Source organism: Candidatus Babeliales bacterium (assembly GCA_035944115.1).
In the GTDB taxonomy this organism is placed as follows: domain Bacteria; phylum Babelota; class Babeliae; order Babelales; family Vermiphilaceae; genus DASZBJ01.
Genome location: DASZBJ010000028.1, coordinates 1 through 19381 on the forward strand (window position 1 = coordinate 1; position 19381 = coordinate 19381).

Annotated in this window: 19 protein-coding genes and 1 tRNA gene; 9 read left to right on the top strand and 11 right to left on the bottom strand. The window is 39.9% G+C overall.

Annotation, left to right across the window (positions count from 1 at the left end):
• On the top strand, positions 1-1187 hold a 1187-nt coding region (locus tag VGT41_02925), incomplete at its 5' end, for an EndoU domain-containing protein (GenBank protein HEV2601226.1).
• Positions 1184-1618, top strand: a complete 435-nt coding sequence (locus tag VGT41_02930; protein HEV2601227.1) for a hypothetical protein — start codon at positions 1184-1186, stop codon at positions 1616-1618. The genes VGT41_02925 and VGT41_02930, both read left to right, overlap by 4 nt.
• A 70-nt stretch (positions 1619-1688) precedes the next feature.
• On the opposite strand, the gene VGT41_02935 is transcribed toward VGT41_02930, so the two are convergent.
• The gene (locus tag VGT41_02935; protein HEV2601228.1) at positions 1689-2366 is read right to left on the bottom strand and encodes a macro domain-containing protein; all 678 of its coding nucleotides are present in this window, start codon (positions 2364-2366) and stop codon (positions 1689-1691) included.
• A gap of 207 nt (positions 2367-2573) precedes the next feature.
• On the opposite strand from VGT41_02935, the gene VGT41_02940 reads away from it, so the two are divergent.
• The 4 genes from VGT41_02940 (at position 2574) to VGT41_02955 (ending at position 6701) form a co-directional block, all read left to right on the top strand.
• The gene (locus tag VGT41_02940; protein ID HEV2601229.1) at positions 2574-3425 is read left to right on the top strand and encodes a M48 family metalloprotease; all 852 of its coding nucleotides are present in this window, start codon (positions 2574-2576) and stop codon (positions 3423-3425) included.
• Positions 3426-3654: 229 nt separating this feature from the next.
• Positions 3655-3861 (top strand): 50S ribosomal protein L31, encoded by a 207-nt coding sequence (gene rpmE / locus VGT41_02945; protein HEV2601230.1) that lies wholly within the window; start codon positions 3655-3657, stop codon positions 3859-3861.
• A 5-nt stretch (positions 3862-3866) separates the two neighbouring features.
• The gene (prfA, locus tag VGT41_02950) at positions 3867-4934 is read left to right on the top strand and encodes a peptide chain release factor 1 (GenBank protein ID HEV2601231.1); all 1068 of its coding nucleotides are present in this window, start codon (positions 3867-3869) and stop codon (positions 4932-4934) included.
• 81 nt (positions 4935-5015) lie between these two features.
• Complete coding sequence (locus VGT41_02955) at positions 5016-6701, top strand: CTP synthase (GenBank protein ID HEV2601232.1); 1686 nt, start codon at positions 5016-5018, stop codon at positions 6699-6701.
• Between the two features lie 375 nt (positions 6702-7076).
• On the opposite strand, the gene VGT41_02960 is transcribed toward VGT41_02955, so the two are convergent.
• A complete protein-coding gene (locus VGT41_02960; GenBank protein ID HEV2601233.1) occupies positions 7077-8945 on the bottom strand; it encodes a hypothetical protein in 1869 nt (622 codons plus the stop codon).
• A gap of 237 nt (positions 8946-9182) precedes the next feature.
• Positions 9183-10376, bottom strand: a complete 1194-nt coding sequence (locus tag VGT41_02965) for a branched-chain amino acid transport system II carrier protein (protein ID HEV2601234.1) — start codon at positions 10374-10376, stop codon at positions 9183-9185.
• A gap of 139 nt (positions 10377-10515) precedes the next feature.
• Here VGT41_02965 and ppsA point away from each other — a divergent pair, with 139 nt between their 5' ends.
• A complete protein-coding gene (gene ppsA / locus VGT41_02970; protein HEV2601235.1) occupies positions 10516-12915 on the top strand; it encodes a phosphoenolpyruvate synthase in 2400 nt (799 codons plus the stop codon).
• A gap of 19 nt (positions 12916-12934) precedes the next feature.
• On the opposite strand, the gene VGT41_02975 is transcribed toward ppsA, so the two are convergent.
• The 7 genes from VGT41_02975 to pheS all read right to left on the bottom strand — a co-directional run bounded on the left by VGT41_02975 (position 12935) and on the right by pheS (position 17789).
• Complete coding sequence (locus VGT41_02975; protein HEV2601236.1) at positions 12935-13597, bottom strand: hypothetical protein; 663 nt, start codon at positions 13595-13597, stop codon at positions 12935-12937.
• A 32-nt stretch (positions 13598-13629) separates the two neighbouring features.
• Positions 13630-14361: a hypothetical protein gene (locus VGT41_02980; protein ID HEV2601237.1), complete on the bottom strand. Its 732-nt coding sequence runs from the start codon at positions 14359-14361 to the stop codon at positions 13630-13632.
• The gene (locus VGT41_02985; GenBank protein HEV2601238.1) at positions 14358-14939 is read right to left on the bottom strand and encodes a hypothetical protein; all 582 of its coding nucleotides are present in this window, start codon (positions 14937-14939) and stop codon (positions 14358-14360) included. Before VGT41_02985 ends, VGT41_02980 begins: the two co-directional genes overlap by 4 nt.
• Positions 14940-15055: 116 nt before the next feature.
• The gene (locus VGT41_02990) at positions 15056-15322 is read right to left on the bottom strand and encodes a hypothetical protein (protein ID HEV2601239.1); all 267 of its coding nucleotides are present in this window, start codon (positions 15320-15322) and stop codon (positions 15056-15058) included.
• A complete protein-coding gene (locus tag VGT41_02995; GenBank protein HEV2601240.1) occupies positions 15322-15543 on the bottom strand; it encodes a hypothetical protein in 222 nt (73 codons plus the stop codon). The genes VGT41_02990 and VGT41_02995 overlap by 1 nt, the downstream gene beginning before the upstream one ends.
• A gap of 263 nt (positions 15544-15806) precedes the next feature.
• Complete coding sequence (locus VGT41_03000; GenBank protein HEV2601241.1) at positions 15807-16724, bottom strand: UTP--glucose-1-phosphate uridylyltransferase; 918 nt, start codon at positions 16722-16724, stop codon at positions 15807-15809.
• Positions 16725-16751: 27 nt separating this feature from the next.
• On the bottom strand, positions 16752-17789 hold the full coding sequence (gene pheS, locus VGT41_03005) for a phenylalanine--tRNA ligase subunit alpha (protein HEV2601242.1): 1038 nt from the start codon (positions 17787-17789) through the stop codon (positions 16752-16754).
• Positions 17790-17993: 204 nt separating this feature from the next.
• On the opposite strand from pheS, the gene VGT41_03010 reads away from it, so the two are divergent.
• Positions 17994-18068, top strand: a tRNA-Phe gene (locus VGT41_03010).
• A 102-nt stretch (positions 18069-18170) separates the two neighbouring features.
• The gene (locus VGT41_03015; protein HEV2601243.1) at positions 18171-18839 is read left to right on the top strand and encodes a hypothetical protein; all 669 of its coding nucleotides are present in this window, start codon (positions 18171-18173) and stop codon (positions 18837-18839) included.
• Positions 18840-18941: 102 nt separating this feature from the next.
• Here VGT41_03015 and VGT41_03020 read toward each other — a convergent pair.
• Positions 18942-19381, bottom strand: a 440-nt coding sequence (locus VGT41_03020) for an ankyrin repeat domain-containing protein (protein ID HEV2601244.1), incomplete at its 5' end; no start/stop codon positions are given.

Sequence of the window (19381 nt, forward strand, 5' to 3'; positions counted from 1 at the left end):
TGCCTAAAGAAATACCCATTCCTGGTCCGTGTGTCACCGGTATTGGAGACAATCTTGGTGAGCATCCAGATAAAAAGTTTGATCCTTCTCCAAAAGCAGATGATTTGCTTAAAGAATGGGAGTGTGGGACAAACGTAGGGCAAGATATTGAAACGCGCCCGTGTGGTTTTTCCTCTCGAGGTTGGGCAGCGATATTGGAAGATATTTTAAAAAAGTTGCCAAAAGTTGATGATAAGTCTCAAGAGCCATGTGAAGAGTGCGCAGAATCAGAAAAGGATGTAGATAAAGCTGTAGAAGATAGTGAGTCTAAAGAAGATAGTGAATTTAATGATGAACCATTACCTGAAACAGAAGAGCAGGTCGAGGCAGATTCGCAAGCCATTGTTAGTGATGAATTAATTATTGCCGATGAATCAAAGCTAACTGTAGATAGTGAAGATGTAGTCATTACTATTGATCTTGCTGCAATAGACCATGCAGAATCTAAACAATCATTTGTTCTTGATAAAGAACACGTCAAAACGTTATCTGAAGCAGATGCAGAGTTAAAAATTATTTTGGACAAAGTAAAACAGCACTGCAAGCAGAAACAGAATAATGTTTGTAAAGAACATGGTAAACGTTCCGCTGGTGGAAAACATGCATACAGGCCAAAAGAATTAGAAGAAGTTATTTTATCTCCAGAAGAAATTGAAAAATTAGTAAAAGTCTTTGATGGAACATTATCGCTTCCTATTGAAATTGGTGAAGGTGTACATATTTGGGTTGATTACGAACATATTTTTAATCCAGTCCTGAAAATAGGTTGCAAAGATAATGTAATTGCACCAGCGGGTTTTCATCATGATCATTTAGGAGAAATACAAAAAAGTGGCTTAATAGAAAGTATTGTTATTCAACGAGGCGAGCATGGAGTATACAAGATTAGATGGTCTTATGCTGGTGGTGAGACAAAAGATTCAACTCTTTTTCCTGATCATTGGACGCGAGCGCAGGTTATACAGAAAATAGAGGAAGCATTGCGCAATGTTGTTCACAAGAAACGTAAAGGGAAGAAATGGGAAATTATTGGTGAAACTAGTGAAGGTGTTAGTATCACGATAATAATAGAAATGTGCAAAACACAATCAGAGAAACTAATCGGTAAAATAGTTACAAGTTATCCAAATTTGGAGAGAAAGGTATGAAAGTGGCTGGTCCATCGCAGGATGGTTTAGAATTTAAAAAAAATTATATTAAAATGAATCCTATAGGAAGTGGTTTATATTGGGGGAAAAATCATACAACAAATGAATATGTTGATACATTATCAATTCTTTTTAATGATCAGGGTTCAGATGCTGAATGGGTTAAAGAAGCCTTACTTAATTCTACGGGTCGAGGAATGTCTGGAGAATATACAAGGATATTAGTTAAAGGTGACAAAGTAATATTAAAGCCGACTTCAATTCTTTATGATGAGCCAGAAGAGCACATTATAGAAATGGATCGCAATGTGTTGTTACGGTTAACAAATGACTGGCAGGCGTTAGTCAAAGCAAAAGCACCGGAGATTTTTATTTATGAGAAAGATGAAGAGCTTTTTGTAAGTGATACGTTGCCGGAAGGAATGGAGTAAATTCGGTAAAAAAGAAGTCCCCAGATTGATTCCGGGGACTTTTGAGCAAAATAAAACTCTTTTTCTTTTTTTACGAAAGCGCTGCCGTATATGCAGCAAATGCCGCAGCATCCCACACAACAAAGCTAATTTTTTGTAAAGGAGTTTTTGGATGAGCTTTTAAAAATTCTTGTGTAGCTTCCACAGCAGTGTTTGCAGCAATTTCCGGAGTAATAACCGTTTTACCCGAGGCATCTTGTGCAAAAATACCGGTACTAATGGCAGGAAATGCGATGCTTGTCAGATTGTTTTCGTGTGCAACCATTAATGCATCGGTATATGTTTTCTTGAGTTTTGATTGCCAATCACGCTCTGTCCCTTGTGGCCCTACCGCGTTAAGAATGTATTTGATGTTATTACCCGTTAAATTATGAGCGCTTGTTAAAATTGCTCGTTTTTGATCTTTTTTATCACCAAATTTTGGATTAGTGGTCGCCTGCTTCCATTCTGCATCCCAAGAAGGGCCGGCAGCTTTTTTAACTGCTGCGGCGATTCCGCCTGGATGGGTGAGATACTTGAAATTTGCTGCGTTCACAATAGCATCAATATCTTTTTGCTTGGTGATATCCCCTTGGGCGATGGAAATGATTGATTTATTTGGTTCGCCTGTTTGTGGACATGTATTGAAGGGCAAGATGGAGTAAGCGCTCGAGAAGTAACATAATGTGATTACCAGGGATGGCAGGATTGATTTAGATAGGGTATTCATAATTTTCTCCATATATTTCATATATTTAAGATCCTATTTCAGTACAGAATATCATGCTTCTAGCCAAAAGGGTAATGGTGTATAGGTTTTGAATCCTTGCTGAGTATGACGCATCTATGATCGTTTTAGGGTTTGTAATGCCAGGAGCGTTAGGGTATGATACCACACGTATATCATGGTGTTTTTGGTTAAAAAAAGGAAGTTTGCATGGTGTTTGATAAAAAAAACATATCTTCTTATTGTTTATTGTTAGTGTTGCTGGTAGGAATGTCTGTGCCTGCGCATGCTGGGCATAGAGAGGCGCCAGCTCGTGGAATTTATCAGTTGCCAGAGATTTTTGGTACTATAACAGACTTTTTTCTGTCTCGTGGTCAGATGAGCGAGAAGCATATTAGATTATTTGAAGAGGTTGCGCAGCAGTTACAGATTGAACATCGGGGTATTAAGCTGAGGAATAGTGGATTTTTGCTTAGGTTATTTCCAGTAGATCTACGATTTTTATTCAATTATCTAAGCATATTATCTTATCGATTAGAGGGATATTATGGCATACGGTCACATCAGAGCTTGAATCGGGTGTATTTGAATGAAGATTGGTTGAATCAGATGACCGATGAGCAAAAAAGGTTTGTAATTGCTCATAGTTTAACGCATCATAGCCAAGATCATGGTTTTATGCGGGAAGTTGTTCTTTGGATATTGAGTCATATCGTGAATACTTTGCGAGCATCATATGTATCTAAAAATCAGGGGCGCCTCATTAGCCTTGCTCAGATGGTATGCATTATGCAATTATTTCAAAAGCTTGAGCATTATTCTGATGAGCAGGCAGCGGAGCTTGCATATTGCCCTCCAGTGCACCTTGCAGCAGTTGTAAAATCTCTCTATTATCCCGATGCTGAAGATGCTCCTTGGTATGCTCGCTTGCAGATGTTTGCAAAGAAGGCAATATGTACCATTACGTCGTTACCGATTATAAAATCATTTGTTGCGTACCGTTCTATGCATGATCGGGCCGCTCATGTAAGTGGGGTAAAGGATGATCTGGTGCTGATTTAGGCATGGCACAAGTAGGTATTGACTGTATTGGTGGCGATATCCAAAGTTAGGCACGTGGATGAGGCGGTTTAGAAAGGTGCATAGAAATGTATGTTGTGCCTGGATTCTCATGAAAAGCTCCTTTACAAAGCAGGCTGTTTACGGGATAATAAGAAGATGCTGCGAACAAGGTTGTTTGCAGTGCAGTTAGTAATAGTAATATACATATGATGATACGGAGTTATAGAGTATGAAAAAAGGTATTCACCCAGAAATGCATGATGTGACCGCTCGTTGTACGTCATGTGGGTTTTCATTCGCAACCAGTTCGACTTCTACAGAATTAAAAGGAACATTGTGTTCACAGTGCCATCCTTTTTTTACTGGTGCTCATAAATTTGTTGATACTGCTGGTAGAATTGATAAATTTCAGCAAAAATATAACAAGAAAAAATAACTGGTATGTCTATAAATTGGGACGTGCTACAAGCTCGAAAACAAGAGCTTTTAGTACGTCTTTCTGACCTTAATATAGAGAATAAAGATCGTCATGAATTGCAGAAAGAGCTATCGCGCTTAACGAACTTGCTGCAAAAACATGAAAAAATTGATGATCTTGAGCGGCAGCTTAAGGAAGCGCAAACTCAGCGTACGCAATCATCTGATCCTGAGATGACAGAGCTGTTTACTCAAGAAATCGCAGAGTTTCGGCAATCTTTAGAAAAACATAATCAAGAACTTGAAGATATTCTATATCCACCGAGTGAGCATGATAATCGTTCGGTGTTTTTAGAAATCCGGTCTGGTGCGGGAGGTAAAGAGGCATCGCTTTTTGTTGCTGATTTACTAAAAATGTATATGGGGTATGCGCAGCGTAAAAACTGGCGTGCTACCGTTGATAGTTCCAGCACAACAGATTTGGGTGGCTTTCGTGAAGTGGTCTTGCATATCAAGGGTGATAATGTGTATGGACACTTGAAGCACGAATCTGGAGTGCACCGTGTTCAACGAGTTCCTGCAACTGAAACTGCTGGGCGTATTCATACGTCTACTGCGACGGTAGCAGTGTTGCCAGAAGCGGAAGAGGTGGATGTTACTATTGCTCCTTCTGATTTGCGTATAGATGTGTTTCGAGCAAGTGGTGCCGGTGGTCAGCATGTTAATACCACTGATTCTGCGGTACGTATTACCCATATTCCTACCGGTGTGGTTGTTTCCTGTCAGGATGAGCGTTCGCAGCATAAAAATAAAGCGAAAGCGATGAAGGTGTTACAGTCTCGTATTCTTGCAGCGCAAGTTGAGCAGCATGAAGCAGCGATGAGTAAGGAGCGCAAGGAATTGGTTGGCACGGGCATGCGTTCTGAAAAAGTGCGTACCTACAATTATCCGCAAAATCGTGTTACTGATCACCAAGTTGAAGTGACCTTAAAAAAATTAGATATGGTTATGTTGGGTGATTTTGATGAGATCATCCAAGCCTTACGCGCAAAAGATCGCGAAAGTCGTAAAAATAAAATCCTCGTTAAGTAGTTAAGTTTTCTTCTTTGTACTGTTATCATTAGATCCTATGTCGTTAATACAATGTAGTTAATAGATATAGGATTTTTTTGTATGACAAAATATATAGTTGTTGCTGGTGGTGTGATATCTGGCGTTGGTAAAGGGGTTACTACTGCCGCGTTAGGTAAAATCATTAAAGAAAATGGGTATAAAACAACGCTCATTAAGATTGATCCATATATAAATTGTGATGCAGGTACGCTGCGGCCGACCGAGCATGGTGAGGTATGGGTTACTGATGATGGTGGGGAGATCGATCAAGATTTAGGAACGTATGAACGTTTTTTAGATCAATCTATTCCTAAAAAAAATAATATTACGACTGGGCAGATTTATAAAGCGGTTATTGACCGTGAACGTGCCGGTGGATATCTTGGCCAGACGGTGCAGTTTGTTCCCCATATAACGAATGAAGTTATTAGTCGGATTAAGGATGCTGCAGATGGGTATGATGTTGCAGTGATAGAGATTGGGGGAACTGTTGGGGATTTTGAAAATAAGCCATTTTTCTTTGCAGTCAAAGCGTTAGAGCGTGAGCTTGGTTCTGATAATGTTGCATACGTTCTTGTCTGTTATTTGCCGGTTCCTGCACATATTCATGAGATGAAGACAAAGCCGGCGTTGCAAGCCATTAGACTGCTAAATGAAGAGGGTATATCTCCAGATTTTATTGTCTGTCGATCGCAGTACGCAATTGATGAGATAAGAAAAAATAAAATAGAAACATATGCACATATTCCATCTGATCACGTGATTGCCGCTCCCGATATTGATACGATTTATCAAATCCCGCTTGATTTAGAGCGAGAGAGGGTAGGGGCAAAAATGCTTAAGAAATTAAACCTTGTATCAAAACGTACGCCGGATTGGTCTGCGTGGCAGTTGCGTGTTGACGCAATTAAAAATCCTGCAAAACGTGTGCGCATCGGTATTGTTGGCAAATATTTATCTACCGGTGATTATAGTCTAACCGATAGTTATTTGAGTATAGATCAAGCGTTAATACATGCGGGTGCGCAGTTGAATGTGGGAATTGATGTGGTATGGCTTGATGCGCAATCCGTCTGCATTCCTCATGTGACGGAACTACAAAGCGATTCTTCATCTGCAAAATCTGAGCTACAATCTCTCGATGGCATTATTGTTCCGGGCGGATTTGGCGTAGCAGGGGTTGAAGGAAAAATTGCGGTCATTCAATATGCGCGTGAGCATAATATTCCATACCTTGGATTGTGTTATGGCATGCAATTGGCAGCGGTTGAATTTGCGCGTAATGTGTGCGGTTTGCGTGATGCGCATACCACGGAAGTGAATGCACAGACAGAACATCCAATCATCGATATACTGCCGTTACAAAAAAAGTTGATTGATGATAATGCCTATGGAGGAACTATGCGATTAGGCGCATATGCTGCTCACGTGCAACCAGGAAGTAAAGTGGCTGCATTATATCGAGCTGCACGAGCTATTGATATGAATGATATGGTGATAGAAAGACATCGCCATCGCTATGAAATGAATCCGGCATATGTTGCACTGTTAGAGCAGCATGGCTTACGATTTTCGGGACGATATCTACGTGCGGATGCTACGCAGTTGATGGAGTTTTTAGAGCTGCCAGATCATCCTTTCTTTGTTGCAACGCAGGCGCATCCTGAATTTAATAGCAGATTTAGTAATCCTAACCCATTATTTTATGGATTTGTGAAGGCCGCGATTGTATCTAAGCAGGAGTGATATTGTTTAAAATATTTTTTATTAAGAGCCCATCCGGAAATTAAGATTTTAATCTCTTTCAATAGAAAAAACAGTATGGACTATTAAATAAACAGGCTTAGCATTATTGACCTCTGATCATCGTCACGAGCTTGCGTGGTGATCCAGGTAATTATGCGCCTGTAAGGCGCGACTGATGAGATCGTTTTTTTAATAAATATTGTTTTATTGCCTGGATAGCCACGCCGCCAATGACGGCTCGCTACGACGATCGGAGGTTTCTTGGTCTTGATTAGCTTTTGTAATATGGCAAGGATTTTCGGATAGGTCCTAATGTAAAAAAAGAGTCGACTGGTTATTCCAATCGACTCTTTGCATTTCTATGATAATGGCTGATTACGCTACAGGCGGTACAAGTAATTTATATATTGCCTCAGCAGCTTCTTTTTGTTGTACAAACCCCCACCATGCTAGTTTTGCTCGTTGATATGCAAAGAAAGGCATTGCATATGAGCAGATCCAGCGAGATGGTTGTGCTAAGTAGGGAAGGCGAGTTGGGTACCAAGCGCATGCAACATCGATTCTTGGTATTCTGAGAGCCACTTCCCATATTGGATCTTTTTCTTTCATGAAATCATCCACCGCCTTAAATTGCTCAGAGGTGATATCATAAAACATGGTTGCAGGGGTGATTTTAGCTGCTTTTTTAGCTGCTAAATAGTCAAACTTCCAACCAGCTTGATACCAATCTTCACCACAATCTATATTATAGTTATAGGTTTCTAGGTATTGAATAGCAGCGTTGATTTCAGCAATTTCTCGCTCTAACGTGAATTTGATATTTTCAGTATCAAGAGCCTTTGCAGATCCTTCTTTATACACATCAATTATTGCAGGGATAGCGGCAGGATTGCCATCTTCATCCACTGAATTTCTGTCACGAATTACTACGCGGCCAGCACGAATATCTTCTAAGAATGGAGTGATAACATCGTGGGTTAAGTTTTTTATTGGAGGATTGCCATCATTTCCTCTTTCTTTATTTCTCTTTTGAAGTTGTTCTAATTTAGCAACAGCTGTTTTACTGATACTAAAGCGATCACAACCAACTACTTTTGGAGATGGGGATGCAATTGGTGTCAAAGCTACATAACCAGGTTTGATGACGAAATTATAATGGTAACGATCGCGTGCCAAAACTGTGATACTCGCTGCAGTTATTGTTGGCATGGTAAATGTTCCCGTGGCTAGGCTGTTGTTCAGAAGCCATGATCCAGCGATTGTTGCATATACTTGAGCAACACCATTATAGAGAACCTCTCTATCTCTTTTTGCCATACTTGCGCGGAATAATAGGTTCGAAAATGCTGCTCGGTTTTTTGTATTGTCTGATCCAATGAATGGAAGCAATCCATAATGGTCGAGAGCAAAGAGTTTCGCGCCTATATCAGAAGTCTGGTTGTCTGGATCAATAGGTTGCAGGATAGTTTCTCTGTGTGATTCGAATATAATATAAGCTTCCGCGTCATTTAAATCTTGTACAGCGTTTGTAGCACGTCTCAGCAATGCAGAGAACCATTGTCTTACTGATACTTTTCCGGCCATTGGATTGCCTGTTGTAGGGAGTAAACCTTTTTTTTCTAGCTCCTGGCTTACTGCTCTTACAAATTCTGTTGCCTCATTGATAGCGGCTGTAGTGAGCTTACCGCCCCATTTTGCGGCAAATGTGGCACCTTGTCCAGTTGCCCTTCCGGTTCCCTTTGAAACAGGTTCATCTTCTGAAACGACTCCTACTTTTTTTAATGCCCATTTACCGCCAGCGCAAACGGCTCTAGGAGTTGTTACGAAAATAGGCTTTACGAGCCAATCACTTGTAATGTTTACAGCGCTGGATACGAGGTTTGCGGCCCGAGAAGCTTTTACGGTTCCAGGCTGTTGAGGTTGCGCTGGTGCAGGAACTACTTTTGGAGCGACATTGTTTGAGGTAGATCCAGTTTGTGCATTAGATGCAGCTGGCGGGGTTACCGGTTTTTTACTGGTTTCAGGTACTTTCGTATCTGTGTCCGGTATATCGCTATACCATCCATCTCCGAATGGCCACGTACTTTTCCAGGAAAATGTTCTACTTTTTGGAGTCGGCTCTGGAGATTTTTTGTCATCGCTTGCGTAAGCGGCTGTAGAATGCAATAAGGTTATTGCGAAGATGCCTAATAGAATACTATTTGATGTAGGGTAGTCTCGGGCTATTTTTTGTCCATTTCTCATAGAAATACTCCGATTTGAGTGGTACATTTTTTAATTTGAAATTTTATTATCTTATCTATCTGTATCTTTTATTCTATAGAAACTTCTTTAAAGATCAATACATCGGTCCATTATTATGTAATGTAGAGAGAGCTTTTTTCGTGATGAAGGAATGAAGGTTTCAGTGTTGCACGGACGCAAGAAGAACACCCCTCCATTTTATTCACATTGAATAGGCCGAAGGGGCGTATTACGATTTTAAAAATAGTTTTTATAACTTGCAAACGCGATAATAAGCGTTATAAGAACAGGTAGTTTTATTGGTTTAAAATCGAATAGTTTATACAGGATGTTGGCAAAAGTGATGGTAATAAGGACCGGGTAACCAACAAAGGTAATAAATCCTCCAGTATAGGCAAGTACGATATCAAGGCCAGCAGTGCTCATGGGAAGGCATGATAACAGGGTGAAGATCAATGCAGTAGCATAGCTGATTCGTCTAGAAAGAATGTCTGTGTGGAGGTAATCGGCTACAACGGCAGAAAGCGCTATAGAAGTCGATAGACAGGCCATTAATACAGCGGTAGCGATAATTGCGGCACCGTGGGATCCCAGAATGCTGAAAGATACTTCTTTAAATAGTTCTCCCATGTTGACCGCTTCAAAGCCGTGGCCGTGGTATACGCCGAGCAGGCTCATACCAATATAAACGGAACCCAATAAGGATACACCGATAATACCCGCTTTTAAGCCAATAGATGAAAGTAAACGGGGGTTATGTTGGATACTTTTACCAATCTTATTTTTTAAGATATTGATTACAATAGACGAAAAGAATATCGCTCCCAAGAGGTCTAGCGTTTCATAGCCGCGCATAAAGTTTATTTTAAAGACAGTAAAATTAGACAAATTGTTAGAAACGGCAGTTTTTGTTGTCATAAGCCCTTTAGTGATAATGATCACCAGAGAGAGTAGTAGGGCGGGGCTGATTACATATCCAAGAAGATCAACAATGCGGTTTTCTTTATACGTGAGCAAAAAGGTTATTCCAAGAAAAATAAGGCTAAACAAAAATGAAGAGGTAGGGGTTATAGTAGTGAGTATTGACGTGGGTAAAAACGGCGCGATCATCGTATGAGAAAGGGTGACTATACGGGGGATTGCAATCAGAGGGCCGATAATGATCATACAGAAAAAAATCATGAGACCGCCAAATGGTTTTCCCAGACGGTTAAAGAACGTATTGTAGTTTCCATTAAAAAGCATCATAGCAATAAAACCGGCAAGCGGGAGTAATACTGCGGTCATAATAAAGCCCGCAAGGCCATAGAAGTTTTTGTCTCCGGCATGCATACCAACGTACAGAGGATACATGAGATTACCTGCGCCAAAGAGCATAGAAAATATTGCTAATCCAGTCGAAATTATATTTGATTCAAAAAAACGTTTCATGTTATGCCTTTATATTTTTTACAATTGGTATCCAGTATAATTATTTATTGTATATTGGCAACTGAAGTTGCTACGATCGAGTTGACTTTTAAGATAGAAGTTGTTCGAGATTATTGTTGAAAAAGGGATAAAAAGCGCAATGCAATATATAAAAAATTTTAAAGATGTTCGCTTGACTGATGTTGCCACCGTTGGAGGTAAAAACGCATCATTGGGGCAAATGATTGCAGATTTGACATCACAAGGAGTTAAGGTGCCTGGTGGGTTTGCCATTACAGCGGATGCGTATCGATATTTTTTGGAGCGCAATGCCTTAGAGCCGTTTATTCGCCAGGCATTAGATCAGCTTTCGGGTGTGCAAGATTTGCAAAACCGTAGCCAAATTGGTGCAGCGATTCGTGCACGAATTATAGCAGGCGTGATGCCAGAAGATCTTGCAGATGAGATTATACGATCGTATAAAGCTTTGTCTGCAGAATATCATGTTACCGATTGTGATGTGGCAGTCAGATCCTCTGCAACTGCAGAAGATTTACCAGATGCTTCGTTTGCGGGGCAACAGGAAACTTTTTTGAATGTACGGGGCGCGCAAGCACTCCTTGAGCGCTGTAAGGAATGCATGGCTTCGTTGTTTACTGATCGCGCGATTGTGTATCGCATAACTAAAGGGTTTGATCATTGTAAGGTTGCCTTATCGATAGGTGTACAAAAAATGATTCGTTCTGATTTGGCATGCTCTGGTGTTGCGTTTTCTTTAGATACAGAAACGGGGTTTAAAGATGTAGTTATGGTGACAGGATCATTTGGGCTTGGTGAGATGATTGTCCAAGGCAAGGTTATACCAGACGAGTTTCTTGTGCACAAGCCAACATTCAGAAAAGGATTTCCATCAATTATTAAAAAACAGTGTGGTGAAAAGCAAACAAAGATGGTGTATGCCGATGATCAGACTGCGGCGGTAAAAATAGTTCCTGTTGATGCGGAGCAAGCGAGAACATTTTGTATCACCGATAAAGAATTACTTGAGCTTTCTAGCGCTGTTATAGCTATAGAAGAGAGATATTCTGCATTAAAGGGGCAGTGGTGCCCAGTTGACGTTGAGTGGGCAAAAGATGGTGTGGATGGTCAGTTATATATTGTCCAAGCTCGTCCAGAAACAGTACACGCGGGTAGCCAGCATGCGACAGTACTCTATGAATGGAGTATAGAAAAAGCACATCAATACCCCAAGGCGTTGCTAACGGGGCAGAGTATTGGACAAAAAATTGTTTCGGGTGTCGTTCGTATTATTAACACAGTTGCTGACGCTGCGCAGGTGCAAGAAGGTGATATTATTGTTACTGCAATGACCGACCCAGATTGGGTGCCTGCAATGAAACGGTCGGTGGGCATCATTACTGATCGAGGTGGTAGAACCTGTCATGCTGCAATTGTCAGCAGAGAACTGGGTATTCCGGCGATTGTTGGTACACATACTGCGATGCAGATTTTTAAAACAGGGCAACAGATTACTATCGATTGTTCTCGTGGTTCTGTCGGGTATATCTATGAGGGTGCTATTCCATTTACCAAAACAGAACGATCATTACAAAATATACCCCAACCGGCTGTCGATGTTTTGGTGAATATTGCAGATCCAGATAATGCATTTCAATATGCCGCGTTGCCCGTGGCAGGAGTTGGACTTGCGCGTCTTGAGTTTTTAATTAGTAATGTAGTGCAAATCCATCCAATGGCACTTGTTTGTCCAGAACGGGTTGCCGATGCGAATGTACGCAAAAAAATAGAAACTATTACTGCTGGGTACTCGGATAAAAAGCAATTTTTTGTCGATACCGTGGCGCGAGGAGTTGGGATGATTGCGGCTGCATTTTATCCACGACCAGTTATTGTCCGCTTTTCTGATTTTAAAACAAATGAATATGCTAGTTTGATCGGTGGTACGATTTTCGAACAGGAAGAAGAAAATCCAATGATTGGGTTTCGTGGAGCGTCTCGTTATTATAATGAGCGCTATGCACAGGCATTTGCGCTTGAATGTGCTGCGATGGTGTATGCGCGGGATGTAATGGGGCTTACGAATATCACATTAATGGTTCCTTTTGTGCGTACCGTTGCAGAGGCGAAAGCGGTTATCGATTTAATGGCCCAGTATGGTTTAGAGCGTGGTAAAAATGGATTGAAGGTGGCGATGATGGTTGAAGTGCCATCGAATGTGCTGCTCATAGAACAATTTAGTGCATATTTTGATGGGTTTTCGATTGGGTCAAATGATTTAACGCAGCTGACGCTTGGTGTTGATCGTGATTCTGAGATGCTCGCATCACTTTTTGATGAGCGAGATGAAGCGGTAAAAATTATGATGTGTATGGCAATCGAAGGAGCAAAAAAAGCCAATCGATATATTGGCATTTGCGGGCAGGCTCCTTCTGATCATCCAGATGTTGCGCAGTTTTTAATTGAATCGGGTATTACATCTATTTCGCTCAATCCTGATTCTGTGGTTTCATTTTTAATGAGGGATGCCAAGACGCAATAGGTAAAAGCGGTGTTGGTTTTTATTGCCTATGGTTTTGCGCTAGCTTCGGGCTGCTCAGGCTTAAACGATTATGCAAAGCTCTGCGCGTTTTAGGGGAGGTTGGTAATTTAAATCCATTTGGTCCGTGCACTGTTTTTGGAGATAGGCATCCTACTTCTTGAATAATAATACCCAATTCGATAAGCTTTTCAGCATCCCTTGGATGAAAATTTGGCTTTCGTGCAAAGGCTTTCATCATGCGACGAATTGTTTTTTGTAATGGGTCATTTTTTTTATCCGCTTTAATATGCGGTAGTTCTCTATCGACTGGAGAATATCCGGAGTTACTATATGCTACCGTATAATCGGTAAGCAATCCATCGCTGTTATAGAGTGCTATTCTTTTCAGATCACCCGTTATTTTTCCTTTAAACGTACCGATCGGTAGGTGGAGTCGGTCTACCGACTCTGACGATTCTTTGATGTCGCTTTCCTCGCTTGATAAGGATACTCCTACTGGCACCAACACTGTTTCAGGAGTATATTTTGCATCCATTGTTCCTGCATAAATGAGTTGTGTTTTGGGCAGAATGCATAATACGCCATCTGCCTGATAGCAAAGGGAAGTGTACAATTCTTCTGCCGCGCAATTAATAATCTGTGCATGGGATAGTAGGGTGATTAATATTATTATTTTTTTCATATTTTATTCCTGTTATAGAGAACTGTATTGTTTCAGTTGATGGGTAATAGCTGGCTTAATCGTGGAGAAATTTGCGGAGAAAGTTTAGGGCTGAAGGCTATTCCATTTGGTCCATGTTCCATTCCTTTTTTTCTTCTTCTTTTGATAATTGCGTACTTTAACAATGTTTGTTCTTGATCTTTGTAATACGTGGGGGTTTGCATGAATTGTTTGTGCAGTCGCCCTATTTTTTCAGAAAATGATTCTTTTGGTGGTTGATTATAATTATAATATGCGACTTTATTAGTACAGATCACCGATACGATTGTATTCTGAATATCTATGTTTATTACGTCCCCTTCCTTTTTATGTTGCAAGTAGTGCAACGGTATAAATCCGCATAATGAAGAGAGGTGAGGTACTTGGAGACGCTCTTTTGCAGGATAGTTATTGGCTTGTATCGGCATATGGTCTGGTCTAGGGCTTTTAGGTGGTTGAGGTCTCTTAGGTGAATTATTCTGAATTTTGCTTTGCCCGCCATTGATTTCTTTGCTCGGTATTGTGCCGATATATATGAGTACTTCATGTGGTTTAAATGGTACTGCGTCGGAATGATAATCGTACTCTCCAGCATAAATGAGTGGATGAGGCATGATAAAAAGAAGGCGGTCGCTTAAGAACTCTGGAGAATCTTTTACTTCTTCGTCATTGGCCGCTGAGATATACATGCATAATAATAGTGGCATGAGAAATAATAAGCGTAGCTTCATTATAGACCATTTCATGATCGATGTCTTGTTAATAGTCTATGAAGAAGCGTTTTAGAGTGATTATTTTCAGTGAGGTATTCATGTAGTTTAAAGCCTTTTTTACCATGTACTGTTTTAGGGCGCAAGCAGCCTTCTTCTGCAAGAATTCCTAATGAATGCAATCTATATCTGTCGCTTCTGTAACAGTTGGGAGTTTTTGCAAAAGCTCTGAGGAGCCTTATTTTTGTTTCAGTAAATGATTTTTGATTTCGACAGTATTGATGTGATATTCCACATCTTAATGTTATAATTCCTTCCTGAGTTTTTATTTTTATTTTATCGCCATCATTTTTTTTCGTTAGATATTGTAAAGGGATATGTTTGAAGTGAGGGCTATCAGGATCATTGTGGATAATAATACCAACCTGTACTACTATGGTTCCTGGTTTACATCGTTGCAGTTGCCATCCAGCGTAGGTGATTGGACAGCGAAAAAATGATGGAAAGAATACTATTCCTTCAGTCAGGTCTTCTGTTTCTTTGCTCTCATCACTTGCTTGCACGGGTACGCATATAAAAGTGAGTATGAATGTAAGCAATAAAAAGTTTTTCATGATAATTCCTTTTTAAATAAGCACATGCATGATGGATCTAGGTGAGGTAATAGTAATAATGTTTGTGTATGAGCGTCAAGAATAACAGATAAAAAAATGTAGCCAAGTTGCAGAATCTATTTTTTTGTCTGTTTTAACACTTCTATGTCGGGTCCCCGTACCCCATAATGATTACATTTCCAGCATTTTCCACGGTTTGATGATATAGGATATTGTTTTTCACAAGGGCAGTTGCAGGGGCCACAGCTACTCGTTGAGACGTAATAATAATTTTTATTATCATATTTTTCAGTTAAATGTTTGCTGTTATCAAGGCAATCAGGTGATGCGTGCATACTCGTGGCAATGGTGAGCATGGGAATCAATAGCAATAATAGTTTCATTATTGTTCTCCTTTTTTCTTTTCAGATTTTTTTTCTTCAAGGATGTGTGCGTTGTCTCGGTTGGTTAGATTCCAATATTGATCATAATCATCAGCGAAAAATGTAGGGGCTTTGGTTTTGTGATCCACGGTTCCTATGCACGTGGGACAGCTGTATAGGCTGTATGTGGGAAATAATAACGAGATTGTAATGAGCACGGTATGACATATTATTTTTTTCATATTTTTCCTATATCTACACGCATTAAAAAAACAAATTAGATCATATTTACATATAATGATAATTGATCTAGTTTCAAAAAGGCAATAATGGCGTGAAAAAATAAGAATAAAGCGACGCCAGAGTAGAAAACTTGCGACCGTATTGGCAAGCCTCCATCTTTGTTACACTACGCCCGACAGCCTGTGACGGCGATCGGGTGTCAACAACTTCCTACAATCTTTCATCTATTACAATAACCATCGATTTGTTTTTGGGTGGGCTATTATAAAGTATGAGTAATGTTTTTGTTTTGGTTGTACATAAATGAGCTGGTTGTGTTTAAATCAGCGAGAAATTCTTGCACATGCGGCCCATACTGCGGATGTTGTAGAGCAATGCCGATAACTGCTTTGATCCAACCCAGTGGATTGCCAACATCGTATCGCATACCATTTACTTTATATGCAAACACTTTCTCATTATTTTTCATCATTTGGCTGATACCATCGGTCAGTTGAAGTTCATCATGTGCATATACTTTGATTTCATCAAGTGCATTAAATACTTTATGAGAGAGCACATAGCGGCCAATGATTGCTAAATTTGACGGAGCATCTTTTTGATTTGGTTTTTCAACAAGGTTAGCGACTTGGAATAGGTTTGGCGTGATCTGTTTTTTGACATCAATAATACCATACGATGATACGCAATGATCAGGCACTTCTTGTACTGCAATGACGCTTCCTTTTTCTTGTCGTGCTACGCGAATCAGCTGTGCAAGTGCGGGATCAGATCCGACAATAATATCGTCAGGAAGAAATACACCAAAGTACTCTTTACCAATAGTATGTCGTGCTTGCAAAATGGCATGTCCTAGCCCAAGTGGTTCAGATTGTCGAATATAGGTAAAATGTGCAAGGCGAATGAGCTTTTCAAGCCCAGCCATAACCTTTTCTTTGCCCCGTTCTTTAAGTATTAGTTCAAGTTCTGGGCTAAAATCAAAATAGTCAGCGATAGCCTGTTTATTTTTATCAGTGATAATTAAAAATTGGGATATATCGGAATTAATCCCTTCTTCAATACTGTATTGAATCGCCGGCTTATTAAGCAGGGGTACCATCTCTTTTGGAATTGCTTTAGTCAAAGGGAGAAATCGGGTGCCTAGGCCAGCAGCAGGAATAATTGCTTTTATGATATCCATTAATAATCCTTTATTATCATGTTTTGATTAAAATTGGTTAAGAAAATGTATAGAACTTGAATGAAATAGGCGAATGTCATTGATGCCATATTTAAGCATTGCAAGTCGCTCGAGGCCCATGCCGAATGCAAATCCTGAATAAATATTTGGGTCGATCGAGCATGCTTTCAGTACATTCGGGTGAATAAGACCTGCGCCAAGTAGTTCAATCCATCGAGTTTTTTTACAGGTTGAGCAACCGGTAGTACAAAAAGGGCAGGTTGCATCAATTTCTACTCCTGGTTCTACAAAAGGGAAATAACCAGGACGTACACGAATCTCTAAATCTTTTTTTTCAAATAATTGTTGTAAAAATGTTTTGGCAGTAGCGAGTAAGTGAGCCATGGACACGTTTTTATCAACAAACATACATTCGATTTGTGCAAACAAAAAGCCATGGGATGCATCAACCGATTCGTTACGATATACCCGTCCTGGGGCAGCAACGGCGAGCGGCGGTTGCTGTGCTTTCATTGATCGTATTTGAATAGGAGACGTATGCGTGCGTAGTAACATGTTGGGTACGTCGCTGATCCAAAAGGTATCATGCATGTCACGGGCAGGGTGGTCTGCGGGGATATTGAGCGCTTCAAAGTTGTTATAATCGGTTTCAAGCTCTGGTCCATCAGCAATGGTATACCCCATTGATATAAAAATGGTTTCTATCTGTTCAATAAATGTGGAGTATATATGCTTTGTCCCGCGATATGGTTGTGGTAGATAGGCGGTGACATCAAACTGTTTCTTTTTTAGGTTTGCTTGCTCTGCGAGTGCAAGGATTAATGCAGCTTTTTTTTGATCGCATTGTTCGGCCATCATTGATTTAAGTTCATTAATGAGGGGGCCGATAGCCTGCTTTTCTTCTAGAGATAATGTTTTCAGTTGGGTCATGCAATGAGTCATGTGGCCAGATCGTCCCAAAAAGGCAACACGAACGGCTTCAAGTTCTTGTGCTGATGTAGCAGCGTTTAAGTCATGATCAAATTGTGTTTTTAAGGTGCGGATTTGTTCCTGTAGACTGTTCATGAAGGCCTTTTAAAGAGGTTTTAGGTACTATCTATATTGGTTCAATCCTAGCAAATTGGCCTTTTGTTGGCAATTGCTTCCGAGAGAGATATTAGATTTATAGATTAATTTTACGGTAATATATTGACAAAAATCATTTAAAATATAACATACATAGAGTCTTTAATGTATTATACAGTCATTTTTATGATAGTACATGTTTGTGCCGGGGTAGCTCAGTGGTAGAGCAGATGCCTGAAGAGCATCGTGTCGTTGGTTCAATTCCGACTCCCGGCACCATTTTTTTTCCAATAGATTCTTGTCTTTTATTTTTTTTTATGTCTAGAGTAGTTGCAGTGTTTATATAGTAATGAACGGTGAAGTAGTAAGAGGTCTAGAGTAATGATGAATAACATTCCATCTGATAAGTATAATATTGCGTGGTTTAAAATTGCCGATTGTGTTGCACGTGGTGAAAAAGAGCGGGCACTGGGCATGTATCGATTATTAGCACATTCTTTTGATGACATAGCATTTTCTAATCAGCTTGAAGGCGATATTTTCCACTCGTTTGGGGATAATGAGTCTGCAAGAAATCGGTACGACCAAGCAATTGATTTATATAAAAATGAAAATAGATTGCTTGAGGCCGCTGCGGTTTGTGAGCATATGCATTGTATGTATCCGACTGATCAAACATATTTACTCTTGTTGACCGGTTTATATAATCAGTTAGGCGCGACAGTCCAGGTTGGAGTATATGTAGATAAATTAGTCACTGTTTGTGTGGCACATGGTGATATTAAGCAGGCAGAACGTCTTTTAGAGCAATATGCTACAGCGCTTTCTGTGGATATGATGGTGGCAATACACCAACGATTTGTGTACGCAATTATGAGACGTACTGATGTGCAACGAGATATGGTGTTACATCATATATACAAAATGATTGATAATCTTGTCTGTGTAGATAATACAATGGCATTGCAGAATTTTATTGATTTATTGCAAGGGCTGGATGAATTTTATTATCAAGATGCATGTGAATATATAAAAATAAGCGGTTACTAATTGATGGTAACCGCTTGTTTTATTGAATTATTGCTTATAGTAGGCCGCTAAAAAACAATCTGGTTATTATGTTTTTTAGACTCATGGTAATACCTCCAAATGTTATAATTTTGCTTTTGGTTGATTATAACTTTCAATGAGTTTAGCTATATCAGGACGTCCTTGCTTACGTGCATAGGCAGCGGCTTGTTTTTTTATTTCTGGGGTAAATTCGTTTAAACGTAGAATAGGGGTGATGATATCGTCATCGGTATATAATTGGCCTGATATGAGATATGTTAATAATGAAGCCCCATTTATATCTTTTGTATTTATGTCTGCACGTGTTTGCGTGACGAGGTAGTTAACAATATTTATGTGATCATTACTTGCTGCATGCATGGGGGCGGTCATTCCCGTAAATTCATCTTTGGCATCAGGATTAACGCCTGTGTGTAGCACTTGTATAAGTTTTTGTAGATCACCTATTTTTGCTGCATGCATGAGCTTTTTATAATAGACCTCTTCTGAAACCATAAAATTTATGGCATACTCATGATCTG

What these genes read in the sequence shown, in the direction of transcription:
- VGT41_02930 (HEV2601227.1), top strand. Translation starts at nt 1,184, where the DNA reads ATGAAAGTGGCTGGTCCATCGCAGGATGGTTTAGAATTTAAAAAAAAT.
- VGT41_02935 (HEV2601228.1), bottom strand. Translation starts at nt 2,366, where the DNA reads ATGAATACCCTATCTAAATCAATCCTGCCATCCCTGGTAATCACATTA.
- VGT41_02940 (HEV2601229.1), top strand. Translation starts at nt 2,574, where the DNA reads ATGGTGTTTGATAAAAAAAACATATCTTCTTATTGTTTATTGTTAGTG.
- rpmE (HEV2601230.1), top strand. Translation starts at nt 3,655, where the DNA reads ATGAAAAAAGGTATTCACCCAGAAATGCATGATGTGACCGCTCGTTGT.
- prfA (HEV2601231.1), top strand. Translation starts at nt 3,867, where the DNA reads ATGTCTATAAATTGGGACGTGCTACAAGCTCGAAAACAAGAGCTTTTA.
- VGT41_02955 (HEV2601232.1), top strand. Translation starts at nt 5,016, where the DNA reads ATGACAAAATATATAGTTGTTGCTGGTGGTGTGATATCTGGCGTTGGT.
- VGT41_02960 (HEV2601233.1), bottom strand. Translation starts at nt 8,945, where the DNA reads ATGAGAAATGGACAAAAAATAGCCCGAGACTACCCTACATCAAATAGT.
- VGT41_02965 (HEV2601234.1), bottom strand. Translation starts at nt 10,376, where the DNA reads ATGAAACGTTTTTTTGAATCAAATATAATTTCGACTGGATTAGCAATA.
- ppsA (HEV2601235.1), top strand. Translation starts at nt 10,516, where the DNA reads ATGCAATATATAAAAAATTTTAAAGATGTTCGCTTGACTGATGTTGCC.
- VGT41_02975 (HEV2601236.1), bottom strand. Translation starts at nt 13,597, where the DNA reads ATGAAAAAAATAATAATATTAATCACCCTACTATCCCATGCACAGATT.
- VGT41_02980 (HEV2601237.1), bottom strand. Translation starts at nt 14,361, where the DNA reads ATGAAATGGTCTATAATGAAGCTACGCTTATTATTTCTCATGCCACTA.
- VGT41_02985 (HEV2601238.1), bottom strand. Translation starts at nt 14,939, where the DNA reads ATGAAAAACTTTTTATTGCTTACATTCATACTCACTTTTATATGCGTA.
- VGT41_02990 (HEV2601239.1), bottom strand. Translation starts at nt 15,322, where the DNA reads ATGAAACTATTATTGCTATTGATTCCCATGCTCACCATTGCCACGAGT.
- VGT41_02995 (HEV2601240.1), bottom strand. Translation starts at nt 15,543, where the DNA reads ATGAAAAAAATAATATGTCATACCGTGCTCATTACAATCTCGTTATTA.
- VGT41_03000 (HEV2601241.1), bottom strand. Translation starts at nt 16,724, where the DNA reads ATGGATATCATAAAAGCAATTATTCCTGCTGCTGGCCTAGGCACCCGA.
- pheS (HEV2601242.1), bottom strand. Translation starts at nt 17,789, where the DNA reads ATGAACAGTCTACAGGAACAAATCCGCACCTTAAAAACACAATTTGAT.
- VGT41_03015 (HEV2601243.1), top strand. Translation starts at nt 18,171, where the DNA reads ATGATGAATAACATTCCATCTGATAAGTATAATATTGCGTGGTTTAAA.